This is a genomic window from Escherichia whittamii (assembly GCF_014836715.1).
GTDB classification, from domain to species: Bacteria; Pseudomonadota; Gammaproteobacteria; order Enterobacterales; family Enterobacteriaceae; genus Escherichia; species Escherichia whittamii.
Genome location: NZ_JACSQI010000007.1, coordinates 40057 through 54659, shown reverse-complemented (window position 1 = coordinate 54659; position 14603 = coordinate 40057). Strand labels below are relative to the sequence as shown.

13 protein-coding genes are annotated in these 14603 nt (G+C 48.9%); 5 read left to right on the top strand and 8 right to left on the bottom strand.

The window, feature by feature from the left end:
- Positions 1 to 2 precede the first annotated feature (2 nt).
- Positions 3 to 2585, bottom strand: a complete 2583-nt coding sequence (gene leuS, locus H9644_RS12445) for a leucine--tRNA ligase (RefSeq protein ID WP_064528964.1) — start codon at positions 2583 to 2585, stop codon at positions 3 to 5.
- A gap of 235 nt (positions 2586 to 2820) precedes the next feature.
- Here leuS and H9644_RS12440 point away from each other — a divergent pair, with 235 nt between their 5' ends.
- A complete protein-coding gene (locus H9644_RS12440; protein ID WP_001044880.1) occupies positions 2821 to 3303 on the top strand; it encodes a zinc ribbon-containing protein in 483 nt (160 codons plus the stop codon).
- 74 nt (positions 3304 to 3377) lie between these two features.
- On the opposite strand, the gene H9644_RS12435 is transcribed toward H9644_RS12440, so the two are convergent.
- Positions 3378 to 4361, bottom strand: coding sequence for an SEL1-like repeat protein (locus H9644_RS12435; protein ID WP_074399543.1), 984 nt, complete (start codon positions 4359 to 4361; stop codon positions 3378 to 3380).
- Positions 4362 to 4519: 158 nt separating this feature from the next.
- Between H9644_RS12435 and H9644_RS12430 the strand changes: the two genes are divergently transcribed.
- Entirely contained in the window at positions 4520 to 5227 is a 708-nt protein-coding gene (locus tag H9644_RS12430; RefSeq protein ID WP_191774745.1) for a DUF1266 domain-containing protein, read from the top strand.
- Positions 5224 to 6645, top strand: a complete 1422-nt coding sequence (locus H9644_RS12425) for a J domain-containing protein (protein ID WP_191774743.1) — start codon at positions 5224 to 5226, stop codon at positions 6643 to 6645. The genes H9644_RS12430 and H9644_RS12425 overlap by 4 nt, the downstream gene beginning before the upstream one ends.
- A 9-nt stretch (positions 6646 to 6654) precedes the next feature.
- On the opposite strand, the gene H9644_RS12420 is transcribed toward H9644_RS12425, so the two are convergent.
- Positions 6655 to 7209 (bottom strand): tetratricopeptide repeat protein, encoded by a 555-nt coding sequence (locus tag H9644_RS12420; RefSeq protein ID WP_064528960.1) that lies wholly within the window; start codon positions 7207 to 7209, stop codon positions 6655 to 6657.
- 101 nt (positions 7210 to 7310) lie between these two features.
- Here H9644_RS12420 and H9644_RS12415 point away from each other — a divergent pair, with 101 nt between their 5' ends.
- Both H9644_RS12415 and H9644_RS12410 read left to right on the top strand, forming a co-directional pair.
- Positions 7311 to 8018 carry a DUF1266 domain-containing protein gene (locus H9644_RS12415; protein WP_191774741.1) on the top strand — a complete coding sequence of 236 codons (708 nt, stop codon included), beginning with the start codon at positions 7311 to 7313 and terminating at the stop codon, positions 8016 to 8018.
- Positions 8015 to 9466 (top strand): J domain-containing protein, encoded by a 1452-nt coding sequence (locus H9644_RS12410; protein WP_191774739.1) that lies wholly within the window; start codon positions 8015 to 8017, stop codon positions 9464 to 9466. The genes H9644_RS12415 and H9644_RS12410 overlap by 4 nt, the downstream gene beginning before the upstream one ends.
- Before the next feature lie 86 nt (positions 9467 to 9552).
- Here H9644_RS12410 and hscC read toward each other — a convergent pair whose 3' ends face one another.
- From hscC to gltJ, 5 genes are all read right to left on the bottom strand, one after another.
- Positions 9553 to 11223 (bottom strand): molecular chaperone HscC, encoded by a 1671-nt coding sequence (gene hscC, locus H9644_RS12405; protein WP_191774736.1) that lies wholly within the window; start codon positions 11221 to 11223, stop codon positions 9553 to 9555.
- Between the two features lie 83 nt (positions 11224 to 11306).
- Positions 11307 to 12242, bottom strand: a complete 936-nt coding sequence (rihA, locus tag H9644_RS12400) for a pyrimidine-specific ribonucleoside hydrolase RihA (RefSeq protein WP_130206509.1) — start codon at positions 12240 to 12242, stop codon at positions 11307 to 11309.
- Between the two features lie 119 nt (positions 12243 to 12361).
- On the bottom strand, positions 12362 to 13087 hold the full coding sequence (gene gltL, locus H9644_RS12395; protein ID WP_000631384.1) for a glutamate/aspartate ABC transporter ATP-binding protein GltL: 726 nt from the start codon (positions 13085 to 13087) through the stop codon (positions 12362 to 12364).
- Positions 13087 to 13761: a glutamate/aspartate ABC transporter permease GltK gene (gltK, locus tag H9644_RS12390; RefSeq protein ID WP_191774735.1), complete on the bottom strand. Its 675-nt coding sequence runs from the start codon at positions 13759 to 13761 to the stop codon at positions 13087 to 13089. The genes gltL and gltK overlap by 1 nt, the downstream gene beginning before the upstream one ends.
- A complete protein-coding gene (gene gltJ / locus H9644_RS12385; RefSeq protein ID WP_000020950.1) occupies positions 13761 to 14501 on the bottom strand; it encodes a glutamate/aspartate ABC transporter permease GltJ in 741 nt (246 codons plus the stop codon). Before gltJ ends, gltK begins: the two co-directional genes overlap by 1 nt.
- Between the last annotated feature and the right edge of the window lie 102 nt (positions 14502 to 14603).

Genomic DNA, 14603 nt, shown 5'->3' with positions numbered 1-14603 from the left:
GCTTAGCCAACGACCAGATTGAGGAGTTTACCTGGTACGTAAATCACTTTACGCACGGTAACGCCATCAAGATATTTTGCTACCAGATGTTCCTGGCCAGCACGTTCGCGAACCTGTTCTTCCGTTGCATCCACCGGAACGGTGATTTTGGCACGGACTTTACCGTTAACCTGAACAACGACCAGCGTGGAGTCTTCCACCATCGCTTTTTCGTCAGCCACCGGCCATGGCGCGTTGTCGATATCGCCTTCGCCTTTCAGCTCCTGCCACAGCGTGAAACAGATGTGCGGGGTGAACGGGTTAAGCATACGTACTACCGCCAGCAGCGCTTCCTGCATCAGTGCGCGATCTTGCTCGCCATCGGTCGGTGCTTTCGCCAGTTTGTTCATCAGTTCCATAATCGCCGCAATCGCGGTGTTAAAGGTCTGACGACGGCCAATATCATCGGTCACTTTAGCGATAGTTTTATGCACATCACGACGCAGCGCTTTCTGATCTTCAGTCAGTGCATCAACGTTCAGTGCCGCTACATCACCTTTTGCAGTATGCTCGTAAACCAGTTTCCAGACACGTTTCAGGAAGCGGTTAGCCCCTTCCACACCGGACTCCTGCCATTCGAGCGTCATATCTGCCGGGGAAGCGAACATCATAAACAGACGAACGGTGTCCGCGCCGTAGCGTTCAACCATCACCTGCGGGTCGATACCGTTGTTCTTCGACTTGGACATTTTGCTCATGCCGGTATAAACCAGTTCATGGCCTGCCGCGTCTTTCGCTTTCACGATACGGCCTTTCTCGTCACGCTCAACGATAGCATCAACCGGGGAAACCCAGTTACGCTCGCCATTTTCGCCAACATAGTAGAAGGCATCTGCCAGCACCATACCCTGACACAGCAACTGTTTCGCTGGTTCGTCAGAGTTCACCATACCTGCATCACGCATCAGTTTGTGGAAGAAGCGGAAGTAGAGCAGGTGCATGATGGCGTGTTCGATACCACCAATGTAGATATCTACCGGCAGCCAGTAGTTAGCCGCTTTGGAATCCAGCATACCTTCTTTGTACTCTGGGCAAGTGTAGCGCGCATAGTACCAGGAGGACTCCATAAAGGTGTCGAAAGTGTCGGTTTCACGCAGCGCTGGCATACCGTTAACGGTGGTTTTCGCCCACTCAGGATCTGCTTTGATCGGGCTGGTAATGCCGTCCATCACCACATCTTCCGGCAGGATCACCGGCAGTTGGTCATCCGGGGTCGGCATTACAGTGCCATCTTCCAGTGTTACCATCGGAATTGGCGCGCCCCAGTAACGCTGACGGGAAACACCCCAGTCACGCAGGCGATAGTTAACTTTACGTTCGCCAACGCCCATTTCAGTCAGTTTGTCGGCAATGGCGTTAAAGGCTGCTTCATGGTCAAGGCCATTGAACTCGCCAGAGTTGAACAGCACACCTTTTTCAGTCAGTGCCTGCTGAGAAAGGTCTGGTTCAGAACCGTCAGCCGCCAGGATAACTGGTTTGATGTTCAGGCCGTATTTAGAGGCAAACTCGTAGTCGCGCTGGTCGTGACCCGGAACCGCCATTACTGCGCCAGTGCCGTACTCCATCAATACGAAGTTTGCTGCCCAAACTGGAATTTCTTCGCCAGTTAATGGGTGAACCGCTTTAAAGCCTGTATCGACGCCTTTTTTCTCCATCGTTGCCATTTCAGCTTCGGCAACTTTGGTGTTACGGCATTCATCAATAAAGGCCGCCAGTTCCGGATTATTTTCTGCCGCTTTCTGTGCCAGTGGGTGACCTGCCGCTACCGCCAGGTAGGTACAACCCATAAAGGTGTCCGGGCGAGTAGTGTAAACAGTCAGCGTGTTGTCATAGTCGTTAACGTTGAAGGTGATTTCCACGCCTTCAGAACGGCCAATCCAGTTACGCTGCATGGTTTTAACGGTGTCTGGCCAGTGATCCAGTTTATCCAGATCGTTGAGCAACTCGTCAGCGTAAGCGGTGATTTTGATAAACCACTGCGGGATCTCTTTACGTTCAACTTTGGTATCGCAGCGCCAGCAGCAGCCGTCGATAACCTGTTCGTTTGCCAGTACGGTCTGGTCGTTCGGGCACCAGTTGACCGCAGAGGTCTTCTTATACACCAGGCCTTTTTTATACAGCTCGGTGAAGAATTTTTGTTCCCAACGGTAGTATTCCGGCGTACAGGTCGCCAGCTCGCGGCTCCAGTCATAACCAAAGCCCAGCATTTTCAGCTGATTTTTCATGTACGCAATGTTGTCATACGTCCACGGTGCCGGAGCGGTATTGTTTTTTACCGCCGCGCCTTCCGCAGGCAGACCAAACGCGTCCCAGCCGATCGGCTGCAGAACGTTTTTGCCCAGCATACGCTGGTAACGGGCGATCACGTCACCGATGGTGTAGTTACGTACGTGGCCCATGTGTAGTCGACCAGAAGGATAGGGAAGCATAGACAGGCAGTAATACTTCTCTTTGCTCTCGTCTTCGGTTACTTCAAATGTGCGCTTCTCATCCCAATGAAGCTGTACTTTGGATTCTATCTCTTCCGGGCGGTATTGCTCTTGCATGGCAGCCAGTGGTCCTGTTTTCAATACGGCTACAAAAGTAGCGTTAGAGGTGGTTTTTCAGATCCGCATAGCATAGCCCAAACGTCCGCGTCAAAACAGCCTTTCGCGCACTCGACGTTGAAATCGCACTGCGGTAATCCTTGCACGAATTTACACACTCTGTGGGCAGTCTTGCAAAGTTGAGCATAAATAACGTCTATTATTATAGCCAGTTAACGACACGGGAGATGAAATGATGAACAAGGTTGCTCAATATTACCGTGAACTGGTGGCGTCATTAAGCGAGCGACTGCGTAATGGCGAACGCGATATCGACGCACTGGTAGAACAGGCACGTGAGCGTGTAATAAAAACAGGGGAGTTAACGCGGACCGAGGTCGATGAACTGACCCGGGCCGTCAGACGTGACCTGGAAGAGTTCGCCATGAGTTATGAAGAGAGCCTGAAGGAAGAGTCCGACAGCGTTTTTATGCGGGTGATTAAAGAAAGCCTCTGGCAGGAACTGGCGGACATCACCGATAAAACGCAACTGGAATGGCGTGAAGTTTTCCAGGATCTCAATCATCACGGGGTTTACCACAGCGGGGAAGTCGTAGGTCTGGGGAATCTGGTCTGCGAGAAATGTCACTTCCATCTCCCGATCTACACGCCGGAAGTCTTGACACTATGCCCTAAATGCGGTCACGACCAGTTCCAGAGACGCCCGTTCGAGCCGTAATAGTCTGATTTCGCACAGCAATAAAGATAATTTGGGTCGAATGAAAATCGTCCGGCCCTTGCTTGTTTTTATCTCTACAGTAAATCTTCAACCTCACGGATTTCTTGACTGACATCTCTTGTACCGGATGACTGAACCTTACGGTATAAGTCGAGAGCCTGTCGGAGATCGGCAGGTCTTCCTTCGCCATAGTGGTACATAATGGCCAGGTTATACCAGGCAGTGGCGTCATTGCATTCAGCGGCTTTCGTAAACCATTCAAAGGCAGCTTGATAATCCTTCTCAACGCCTTGCCCATGCTTATACATATAGCCGATGTTAACGTAAGCGCCGACGCTTTCTTGGTCGGCAGCCTTCAGATACCAGTACATCGCTTGCTTATAGTCCTGCTCTACCCCTTCGCCCGCGTTATAATCCCACGCTATTTGAAATTGGGCGTGCTGATTACCTTGCAGGGCGCTTTTCAAATACCAGAATGCTGCAAGTGTCATGTTTTGGGGGACACCTTTACCCTCTTCATACAGGTCAGCGAGATTCTTCTGTGCGGGATTATGACCCTGGAGTGCGGCTTGTTTATACCAAAAGAAAGCCTGGTCATAATCTTGCGTAACGCCAGTGCCATTTTTATACATTATCCCCAGATTATTTTGCGCATATTTTAAACCCTGCTCTGCCGCCTTCCGATACCAGGAAACAGCTTCTTCATATTTAGAGTTTTCTGTATTGCCGAGTATGCATCCCAGCAAATTGGCTGCTAATGCATGTTCTTGTAAGGCTGCTTTCTTTAACCAGGAGATAGCTTTTTCATTATCTTTATATCGGCTGTTATTTTCGGTATATTTCCGACCTAAAGAATATTGCGCTTCACAATGCCCTTGTTCAGCGGCAAGTTTCAACCAGTAAAAGGCTTTTTCGTCGTCGGGGGAATCTACTGAACTATTGTAATTATAATCAATACCAATAACATATTGTGCCTCACCATCTCCTTTTTCAGCACGTGCGATAATTTCATCTATCGATAAATTATCGCAGCAACTCGACGTATAAATCATTATCATTTCCTTATGGTTGCGAATAAAGTATATTTCTTTTTTATGTATTGCTTTTTTGCGTAAGATTTATTTTATGCGTATTATATCGCATCAGGGAAGTATAAATAAATGAACATTCATAATGTTTTAATATTCATTTTGTGAATATTTAAGGATAAATTACCATGGATATGGAGTCGCAAAAATTACTGTTTGCCCTGTCTACCCCGATGGAAATACGTAATGAAGGTTGTTTACCTTCTCACTCGTCAGCCAAAATGTATTTAGGCACCCGCTTTTTTGACCTTTCTTCCTCCTGGGGAATTGATGATCGTGAAGACTTGTTGCGGACAATTCATCGAATGATGGATAACGGCCATGCTGCGCGGCTGGCGGGGTTTTATCACCGTTGGTTTCGTTATTCGCCATGTGAATGGCGTAGCTACATCACTGAATTAAATGAGGAGGGGCAGGCTTACGCGCAATTTGTCGCCAGCACTGCCGAATGTTGTGGCGAAGGCGGAATAAAAGCCTGGGATTATGTCCGTATGGGCTTTTTAAGCCGGATGGGCGTACTTAATAACTGGTTAAGTGAAGAAGAAAGCCTATGGATCCAGTCGCGCATTCACCTACGGGCTCTACGTTATTATAGTAACTGGCGGCAATACTTTGCCGGTTATACCTTTGGGCGGCAATATTGGCAGTCTCCTGAGGATGATAATCTGCCGTTATTACGTGAATTCTTAGCCCGTAAAGAATACGACGATTCCGGCAATGATATGTTTTATCATTTATTTGCCAGTGACGATGCGTATTACCCAACCTTACCCTGGCAACCATTGGCTTACTATCCAGTATGTCCGGAAACGCTTAAGGATATGAGCGACCTATGAAAACTTGCTGGCAGATCCTCGATATAGCTGAAACGACTGACGTTGATATTATCCGTCGCGCTTATCTGGCATTGTTACCTTCTTTTCACCCTGAAACCGATCCACAGGGCTTTAAACAACTGCGTCAGGCGTATGAAGACGCGCTACGGATTGCGCAGTCGCCTGCTAAATCTGTTTGGCAACCAGAAGAACATGAAGTTGCAGAACATGAAATTCTGCTCGCCTTTCGTGCGTTACTCGCCTCTGATAGCGAACGTTTTCTGCCCTCCGCCTGGCAGCGATTCATTCAGCAATTAAATTATTGCTCGATGGAAGAGATTGATGAATTACGCTGGTCGCTGTGCGCCATAGCTATGAACACTGCCCATTTATCCTTCGAGTGCGTGGCTTTATTAGCAGGAAGATTACGGTGGCTACAGGAAGAAAACACCGGGGAAATAGACGAAGAAGAACTGGAATCCTTTTTATATGCCATTGCGAAAGGCAATGTTTTTAACTTCCAGACCATTCTGCACCTACCCGTTGTCGTGCAAAATGAAACCATTGATTTTTATCAGATGTTTGCGCAGATTTGGTCATCTCATCCAGAATGGCTGAAACTGTATTTAACGCAACATCGCGCAGTGATTATCCCCGATGATGCAAAATTACACAGAAATTTACTGCGCTGGTATAGCACAGGCCGCCTGAACATACCCCAACTCGTGGACTACGCCCGTTTATGGCGGGAAGCTGAACCTGATAACGAAGATGCGCGTTATTATGAATACGCGCAACGCGTCTATTGTGGCGAAGGCGAAAGCCTGCTGGCAGAACTTTGTGACTTCTGGCGCGAGTCTCTCTCTACCCAGGCAGATGCATTAATGTTGCAATGGTGCCGTCAGCATCGGGCCGATTATTACCCGTTAGTAGTGATGATGATTGAAGCTCGTGAACTGGTTAACGATCAGGGTAAACCGCTACTTTATGTCCCCGGCGACAGCGCCCGTACGCGCTTTCAATTATACGAAATACTCAGTGATGAAAAACTCTCTGCGCTGGGGCGTTCTTTGGTTGAGATGGTGTTGCACAAAGGGCGTAAGCCGCGAATCTCACTCACGCGTGATATACAGCATCCCTTATGGCCATTATATTTAGTCGCAAAGCAATTAGTGCAGGCCAGCCAACCGACAGAAGAATCATTAATGCCGATCGTCGCCCGTCTTGATGCAGAAGATCGTTGTCCACTGGAAGCATTAATAATTCGTCGATTATTAATTCAGTCGGCGAATTTTGCCGGGCAACAAACCGTCGAGCCGGAGCCACAGCCAATGCCCATTGATGATGGTGGGCCGGGCTGTCTGGGCGTCATTAAAATTATTTTCTATATTTTTGTCTTTGCTGGTTTGATAGGAAAAATACTCCATCTGCTCGGGTGAAAGTCGACCTTAATGTGCGGGAAGCTCTGCAAGCAATCTTTCCGCATTTTTATAATGTTGCTCCGCCGCCAGTTTTAACCATTTGCGAGCTTCATAATTGTTGACGTTGATGCCCGTGCCATTTCTGTAAATCAATCCCAGCGTATATTGGGCATGGACATGCCCTTGTCCCGCAGCTTCCTTATACCAGAGAATTGCTTTACGGGTATCGGGTTTGACTCCCAGACCTTTCAGGTAGATCCATCCCAGTTTACTTTGCGCGCGTGGATTTTCCTGTTCCGCTGATTGCTCATACCAGTATCTCGCCTTTGTATAATCCAGTGGTTTACCGTCGCTACCATGAAGATAAAATTCGCCAAGGCGATATTGCGACGTTGAGTGACCATGAATCGCGGAAAGCTCCGTTGCTGCCGTGGTAAACGGAAGACTGCCCGGTGAGCTTAAATAATCAAAGACATAATGCGCCATAGCTTTATCGCGCAAGGTCGTTTTCTTAGGTTGGCTAATACAAGTGATAGCCGCAACTATAAATATTGCGAATATAAAATATATTTTTTTGTTCATTTATCAATACTTCGATTTTCTTTTTATTTTGAAAGCGTCAAGTTTATACTCATTATTAATAAAAAAGTAGTCAGTTAATGAACTTAAAGGATTGTTAATAAATGGATAAGGAAGAACAACACCTTCTATTTGCGCTTTCTACGCCAATGGAAATTCTTAATCAGGGATGCAAGCCTGCACATGACTCGCCAAAAATGTATACCGGAATAAAAGAATTTGATCTCTCATCATCCTGGGGAATAAATAATCGTGATGATTTAATTCAGACAATTTACCAAATGACCGATGATGGGCACGCAAATAATTTAGCTGGATTATATCTGGCATGGTATCGCTCTTCACCTGAAGAGTGGGAAGCACTAATTGCTGGCGGCTCTGACAGATGGCTGATTTATAACCAATTTGTTGCACAAACCGCTATGTGCTGCGGGGAAGGGGGAATCAAAGCCTGGGATTATGTTCGAATGGGGTTTCTGTCGCGGGTCGGTGTGCTCAACAATTGGCTGACGGAAGAAGAGAGTTTATGGCTGCAATCGCGCGTCTATGTACGTGCCCACCATTACTATCACAGCTGGATGCACTATTTTTCCGCCTATTCATTAGGACGTCTCTACTGGCAATCCTCTCAGTGTGAAGACGATGCTTCGCTACGCGAGGCGCTGACCCTGTACAAATACGATAGCGCCGGGAGCCGGATGTTTGAAGAACTGGTGGCAGGAGGTGATCGTTTCTATGCCACGCTTCCCTGGCGGCCATTAACTGCCCAGCCTGAATGCCCGGCAACGCTTAAGGATGTGAGCGACCTATGAAAACATGTTGGCAAATCCTCGAAATCGAGAGCACAACACAAGTTGATATTATCCGTCAGGCTTATCTTGCTCGCTTACCGTTATACCATCCAGAAACCGATCCGCAGGGGTTTAAAGCGTTACGTCAGGCCTATGAAGAGGCGCTGCGACTGGCGGTCAATCCAGGAGAAAAAAATGCTGATGACGAGAAAGATCTTGCAGAAGAGCATGAGGCACTGAAAGCGTTCAGAACCTTACTGGCTTCGGAAAGTGAGCGTTTTCAACCTTCCGCCTGGCAGAAATTTATTCAGCAGTTGAATACCTACAACATGGAGGATGTCGATCACTTACGCTGGCCGCTATGCGCAATCGCTATGAAGGCGCGATATCTTTCATTGAATTGTGCATCTTTGTTGGCAGAACGTTTGAACTGGCATTCATTTAGTGACAGCGAAGGAATGGATGAAGAAGAGCGGGAGGCTTTTCTTGAGGCCATTCAGGCTGGGGATTGTTTCGATTTTCTCAGCCTTCAGGAATATCCCGTCGCGTTACAGAACCAGACTGTTGAATATTACTTCGCGCTGGAACGTTGCTGTCGTTACCATCCTGACTATGTCACTGCATTTTTGGCGATGGCAGGTCCGAGGTTAATTCCTGATGATGCGAAGTTGCATCGTAAACTGTTGCGCTGGTACAGCTCGGTGCAAACAGGCATGGCGGAACTCATTCCTGTAGCCCAACAGTGGCAAGCGGAAGAACCAGAAAGCGAAGATGCCCGATATTACTCGTGTGCACAACGGTTGTACTGCGGTGAGGGAGAAAGTCTGCTTGCCGATCTCTGTGCATACCGGGAGAGTTACCCATCTACACAAGCTGATAATTTGTTATTGCAGTGGAGCAAGCGCCATTGCCCGGATTACTTCGCGTTATTAGTGATGGTTATCGAAGCGCGAAGCATGATTGATGCGCAAGGTAAGCCGCTGAAATATGTATCTGGCGAGAGCGCCCGGACGCGACTGCTATGGGCGGAAATTTTACATAGCGGAAAATTATCGCCGTTAGGTCAATCGTTTATCGAGTCGTTATTCTTCAAACGCAAAGCATGGGCATGGTGGAAATCGAGAGTTGGTAGCGGGACAGAAGACAATTCATCATTGCTGGATTTGTATCGGGTAGCGGAACAGGTAGTACTGGAAGCGTTTCCGAAACAAGAGATGCTTGCCCGCCTGAATGTGCGACTGGAACGTGGAGAAGCACATCCGTTAGAAGCAATTATTACTCATATGCTGTTGACGAAAGTGAAACTCGAGCCGGTGGATGAAGATATCGACGAGCCAGCACCTGAAAAACACGAAGAGAAGAATAATGAGAGTGAAAAACCACAGAGCATTGCCAGTATTATCAAAATCAGCTTAACGGTTCTGGTGATAGGCTACGCGCTGGGTAAAATCGCTATGTTGTTCAGTTAGATGCGATGCTGTCGCATCTTATCCGACCTACGCGGAACGTATGTGTAGGCCGGATAAGGCGTTTACACCGCATCCGGCAGTCGTGTTTAAGGGAGCTCAATGGCCAAATAATCGCTCGCCCGTCGACGAACTTCATCGACGCGGGCCATATCGTTTGACTGCAACGCCGCATCAAAATCGCTGATCACCCGGCCAATTTCTTCTCGCTCATCACCCAGCGCCCGCGCCCATAACTCTTCCAGTTTGGCTTTAAAGGTGCGGTTGATGAGCATATCCCGCGGATAAATTTTCAATGCGGATAACCGCGCCCGACTCTCTTCAATCTGCTGCGCGCTCAATGTCACCGGGCTGTGGTTAATGACTCTGGACTTAACGCTGCCGTCTTCCAGTAGCACATCAACTTCAAGCAACCCGTTGATATCATAGCTAAAGCGAATGTCGATAGACTGATAAGCCCCGGCTTTCTTCAGCGGAACATCAAAGGATTCAACCAGAATATTATTCTTAACTTTGTGATTTTCCCCCTGATAAACATTAACCGTAATTGAATCCTGCTCCGGGTGCATGGTCGAGTAAGTTTCTACACGCGACACCGGTACCGTGGTGTTTCGTTCAATAATCGGCGAGAAAATGCCGGAAACGCCCTGGCGGTTAACTTCAACACCTAAGGAGTAGGGGCAAATATCGGTGAGGATCACTTCTTCAATGTTTTCGCTGCGTAAGCGGCAGGCGGCCTGGATCGCTGCGCCCAGCGCGACGATGGTACTCGGATCGTAACTTTGATACGGTAATTTGCCAAACAGACGCACAGCGATTCGCTGCACCAGGGGCATTTGCGACGCACCGCCGACCAGGACCAGGCTGTCGATTTGACTCGGCTTCAGACGCGCATCGCGTAACGCCTGTTCAATCGGCACACGCAAGCGGTTGAGTAGCGGTAACCACAAATCTTCCAGTTCGTTCTCGTAAAATTCGCATTCCCGCGTTTCTTCCTGGTACTGCCAGCGAATGTGCATTGGCGATTGATTGCTACATTTTGCCGCTTCCACGCAGGCGTACAAGGCTGCCAGTTCGCTCTCGTTAAGGGCTGTTTTGGCGACTTCCGCGCGTTTTAAAACCTCATCGACCAGCATATGAGTAAAGTCTTCGCCACCGAGGAAGTTATCGCCAGCGGAGGCGTGAACTTCAATCACCGGCGTGGCGTACTCGAGCACCGTGACGTCAAACGTGCCGCCACCGAGATCAAAAACCAGCGAGCGGGTATTTTGCTGCGTATGCAGGCCATATGCCATTGCGGCTGCCGTTGGCTCATTAATCAGACGCACTGCATTTAGCCCGGCTAACTCTGCGGCTAAACGGGTATGCTTGCGTTGTTCATCACTGAAATAAGCCGGAACAGAGATCACCACATCTTTAATCGGTTGTTGCAGGAATTCTTCAGCGTCTTCTTTTAATGAACGCAACACCAAAGAGGACAATTCCGGTGCATTAAAAGTGTCACCACCTAAACGCCAGTTGGTATTACTGCCCATCGCGCGTTTAAATAACGCTGCGGTTTTATCAGGATGTGATGTGCGCCGGGACACTGCTGGTTTACCGACCAGAATATGGTTATTTTCATCCATGCTAATTATGGATGGCGTTAAATATTCACCGAATTTATTTGGAATTAATTGTGCGGCACCGTCTTTCCAGACAGCAATTAAACTATTGGTAGTACCGAGATCGATACCAATGGCGAGTTCTGCATTATCCATTGCATTTATATCTTGAAAGAAAAAGAGATAACCAGATTAAGACCACCCTGTTAAAGCGTGGTGATCTTAATCAATAAGGAGTATTAAGCGTAAAATTTCAGACGTTCAGCCAGTAAATCAACAAAGCCCTGGCGATCAACATCGACCATTACGGTGGCGTTTGGTTTATTGCCTGTCAGATAGTAATAATCAACAACTGTCATCCCCTGGGTATATTTCCCCTGAGTTTCAACGCCGACCCAGCGCTCCACGGTGGTAAACAACTCTGGTTTCAACAGCCAGGCAATGGTGCACGGGTCGTGCAGCGGCGCGCCGACAAAGCCCCATTTTTCGTCTTTGTGATACTCGAGGAAGAAATCCAGCAGTTCGGCAACAATGGTGGAAATTGGGTTACCAATAGCGCGGAAACGCTCGGTGTCTTCAACGTGGATTTGTGCTTTGTGAGTGACATCCAGACCGGCCATCACCACCGGAATCCCTGACTGGAAGACAATTTCCGCCGCTTCCGGGTCCACGTAAATATTAAACTCGGCGGCTGGCGTCCAGTTACCAAGCCCCATTGCACCGCCCATAATCACGATACGGGCGATTTTGCTATGCAGTTCCGGATGGCTATTGAGCAGCAAGGCGACGTTAGTTTGCGGTCCGGTGGACACAATCGTGACAGGTTCCGCACTTTCACGCAGCGTTTTCGCCATCAGCTCCACCGCCGTGCAATTTTGCGGTGCGAACGTCGGTTCCGGTAGTGCCGGGCCGTCAAGTCCACTTTCGCCGTGTACGTTGTCCGCGATAATCAACTCACGCATTAACGGTTTTACCGCACCGCTTGCTACCGGAATATCGGTGCGATTAAGCAAGGTCAGCATACGCAGAACATTGCGTAATGTTTTATCGGGCGTCTGGTTTCCGGCTGAAGATGTGATGGCTTTGACATCAAGCTCTGGTGAGGCGAGGGCGAGAACTATTGCGATAGCGTCGTCATGACCTGGGTCGCAATCTAACAGAATTGGCAGTGCCATTGTTGCTCCTTGTTGTGTGTGTTTCTTAGCGACAAGGGTAACGCCGGAATGTAACAGATACGAGGGGCGAAACGATAAAGCGTGAGATGGCGCGCACCTGGGTATGCGCGCCGGAAGGATTAATGCAGGATTTTCGCGAGGAAGTCTTTTGCGCGGTCCGATTTCGGATCATCGAAGAAAGCGTCTTTCGGTGAGTCTTCGACAATTTTTCCCTCGTCCATAAAGATCACGCGATTCGCCACCTTACGGGCAAAGCCCATTTCGTGGGTCACCACCATCATGGTCATTCCTTCGTTCGCCAGTTCAACCATCACGTCCAGCACTTCGTTGATCATCTCCGGGTCCAGTGCCGATGTCGGTTCGTCGAACAGCATGGCAATAGGATCCATGCACAACGCGCGAGCGATCGCCACACGCTGCTGCTGACCACCGGAAAGCTGCGCCGGAAATTTATTCGCATGTGCGGAAAGTCCCACGCGCTCCAGCAATTTCAGGGCTTTTTCACGAGCGGGCGCTTTATCGCGTTTAAGCACTTTCACCTGTGCCAGGGTCAGGTTTTCGATAATCGACAGATGGGGGAACAGCTCGAAATGCTGGAACACCATCCCCACACGGGAACGCAGCTTTGCCAGATCGGTTTTCTTGTCATTAACCACGATGCCATCAACGGTGATTTCACCTTGCTGCACCGGTTCGAGACCGTTGACGGTTTTTATCAGCGTTGATTTACCGGAGCCGGACGGGCCGCAAACCACCACCACTTCACCTTTTTTCACTTCGGTTGAGCAGTCGGTCAGCACCTGAAAGTGACCATACCATTTTGAAACATTTTTCAGGGTAATCATTATGCTGTCCTTCTTTTCAAGTAGCTGACCAAAAACGATGCGCTAAGGCTAATAACGAAATAAACAAATCCGGCAAACAGGATCATCTCGACCTGCGTACCATCACGCTCACCAATGGTTGAGGCGGTACGGAAGAAATCGGCCAGAGATAACACATACACCAGCGAGGTATCCTGAAACAGTACGATGCCCTGGGTGAGCAGTAACGGCACCATTGCACGAAACGCCTGCGGCAGAATAATCAGTTTCATCGACTGCCAGTGAGTCATGCCCAACGCCAGCGCGGCGCTCGACTGACCACGAGAAATACTTTGAATACCGGCGCGGATAATCTCGGAATAGTAGGCCGCTTCAAACATCGAAAACGCCACCATCGCCGAAATTAAACGGATATCATTTTTTGGCGATAATCCCAGCACGTTTTGCAGAAAACCCGGCACAATCAGGTAAAACCACAGCAAAACCATGACTAAAGGAATCGAGCGGAATACGTTAACGTAGGCTTTGGCAAACCACGCCACAGGCGCAAAGCTGGACAAGCGCATCACCGCCAGCATCGTACCCCACAAAATACCAATCACGACTGCTGTGACGGTGATTTTGAGGGTGATCACCAGCCCATCCAGCAGATATGGCAGAGAAGGGACAATGGAACTCCAGTCAAACTCGTACATTATTTGCCTCCCATGTTGCCGGGCAGGCGAACTTTACGTTCGACCAGCGTCATCACCAGCATGATAACCGCGTTAATCAACACATACGCCAGCGTAATAGCGGTAAACGATTCCCAGGCGTGAGCCGAATAATCGAGCAATTTACCGGCCTGCGCGGCCATATCTACCAGACCAATGGTTGAGGCTATGGCGGAGTTTTTCACCAGGTTCATCATCTCGGAAGTCATTGGCGGGACGATAACGCGATAAGCGTTTGGTAGCAGCACGTAGCGGTAGGCCTGCGGTAGTGTCAATCCCATTGCCAGTGCGGCATTCTTCTGCCCGCGCGGTAGTGACTGGATCGCGGCGCGCACCTGTTCGCAAACACGAGCGGCAGTAAACAGCCCCAGGCAGAGCATGGAGGAGAGGAAAAACTGGATATTGGGATCCAACTCGGCCTTAAACCACATGCCGATTTTTTCCGGCAGCAGCTCCGGGATCACAAGATACCAGGTAAAAAACTGCACAATCAACGGCACGTTGCGGAACAGCTCGACATATAACGTACCCAGACCGGAGAGAAAACGGTTTGGAACGGTACGTAAAATACCGAATAACGAGCCGACGAGGAAAGCGATAATCCAGGCGCAGATCGACAAAGCGATCGTCACCTGAAAGCCGCTCCAGATCCAACCAAGATAGGTGGTGTTGCCGAACGGGGCTTGTTGTAAAAAAATACCCCAGTTCCAGTCTATAGACATAAATCTACTCCAGAAAAAAGAGGGTAGCAGCGTTAACTGCTACCCTCGAAGATTGTTACCCAGCGTATTGCGGTTTTCAGGCCCGATGGGGAACGACCATCA

Coding starts and splice junctions, on each gene's coding strand:
- leuS (WP_064528964.1), bottom strand. CDS start 2,585: ATGCAAGAGCAATACCGCCCGGAAGAGATAGAATCCAAAGTACAGCTT.
- H9644_RS12440 (WP_001044880.1), top strand. CDS start 2,821: ATGAACAAGGTTGCTCAATATTACCGTGAACTGGTGGCGTCATTAAGC.
- H9644_RS12435 (WP_074399543.1), bottom strand. CDS start 4,361: ATGATAATGATTTATACGTCGAGTTGCTGCGATAATTTATCGATAGAT.
- H9644_RS12430 (WP_191774745.1), top strand. CDS start 4,520: ATGGATATGGAGTCGCAAAAATTACTGTTTGCCCTGTCTACCCCGATG.
- H9644_RS12425 (WP_191774743.1), top strand. CDS start 5,224: ATGAAAACTTGCTGGCAGATCCTCGATATAGCTGAAACGACTGACGTT.
- H9644_RS12420 (WP_064528960.1), bottom strand. CDS start 7,209: ATGAACAAAAAAATATATTTTATATTCGCAATATTTATAGTTGCGGCT.
- H9644_RS12415 (WP_191774741.1), top strand. CDS start 7,311: ATGGATAAGGAAGAACAACACCTTCTATTTGCGCTTTCTACGCCAATG.
- H9644_RS12410 (WP_191774739.1), top strand. CDS start 8,015: ATGAAAACATGTTGGCAAATCCTCGAAATCGAGAGCACAACACAAGTT.
- hscC (WP_191774736.1), bottom strand. CDS start 11,223: ATGGATAATGCAGAACTCGCCATTGGTATCGATCTCGGTACTACCAAT.
- rihA (WP_130206509.1), bottom strand. CDS start 12,242: ATGGCACTGCCAATTCTGTTAGATTGCGACCCAGGTCATGACGACGCT.
- gltL (WP_000631384.1), bottom strand. CDS start 13,087: ATGATTACCCTGAAAAATGTTTCAAAATGGTATGGTCACTTTCAGGTG.
- gltK (WP_191774735.1), bottom strand. CDS start 13,761: ATGTACGAGTTTGACTGGAGTTCCATTGTCCCTTCTCTGCCATATCTG.
- gltJ (WP_000020950.1), bottom strand. CDS start 14,501: ATGTCTATAGACTGGAACTGGGGTATTTTTTTACAACAAGCCCCGTTC.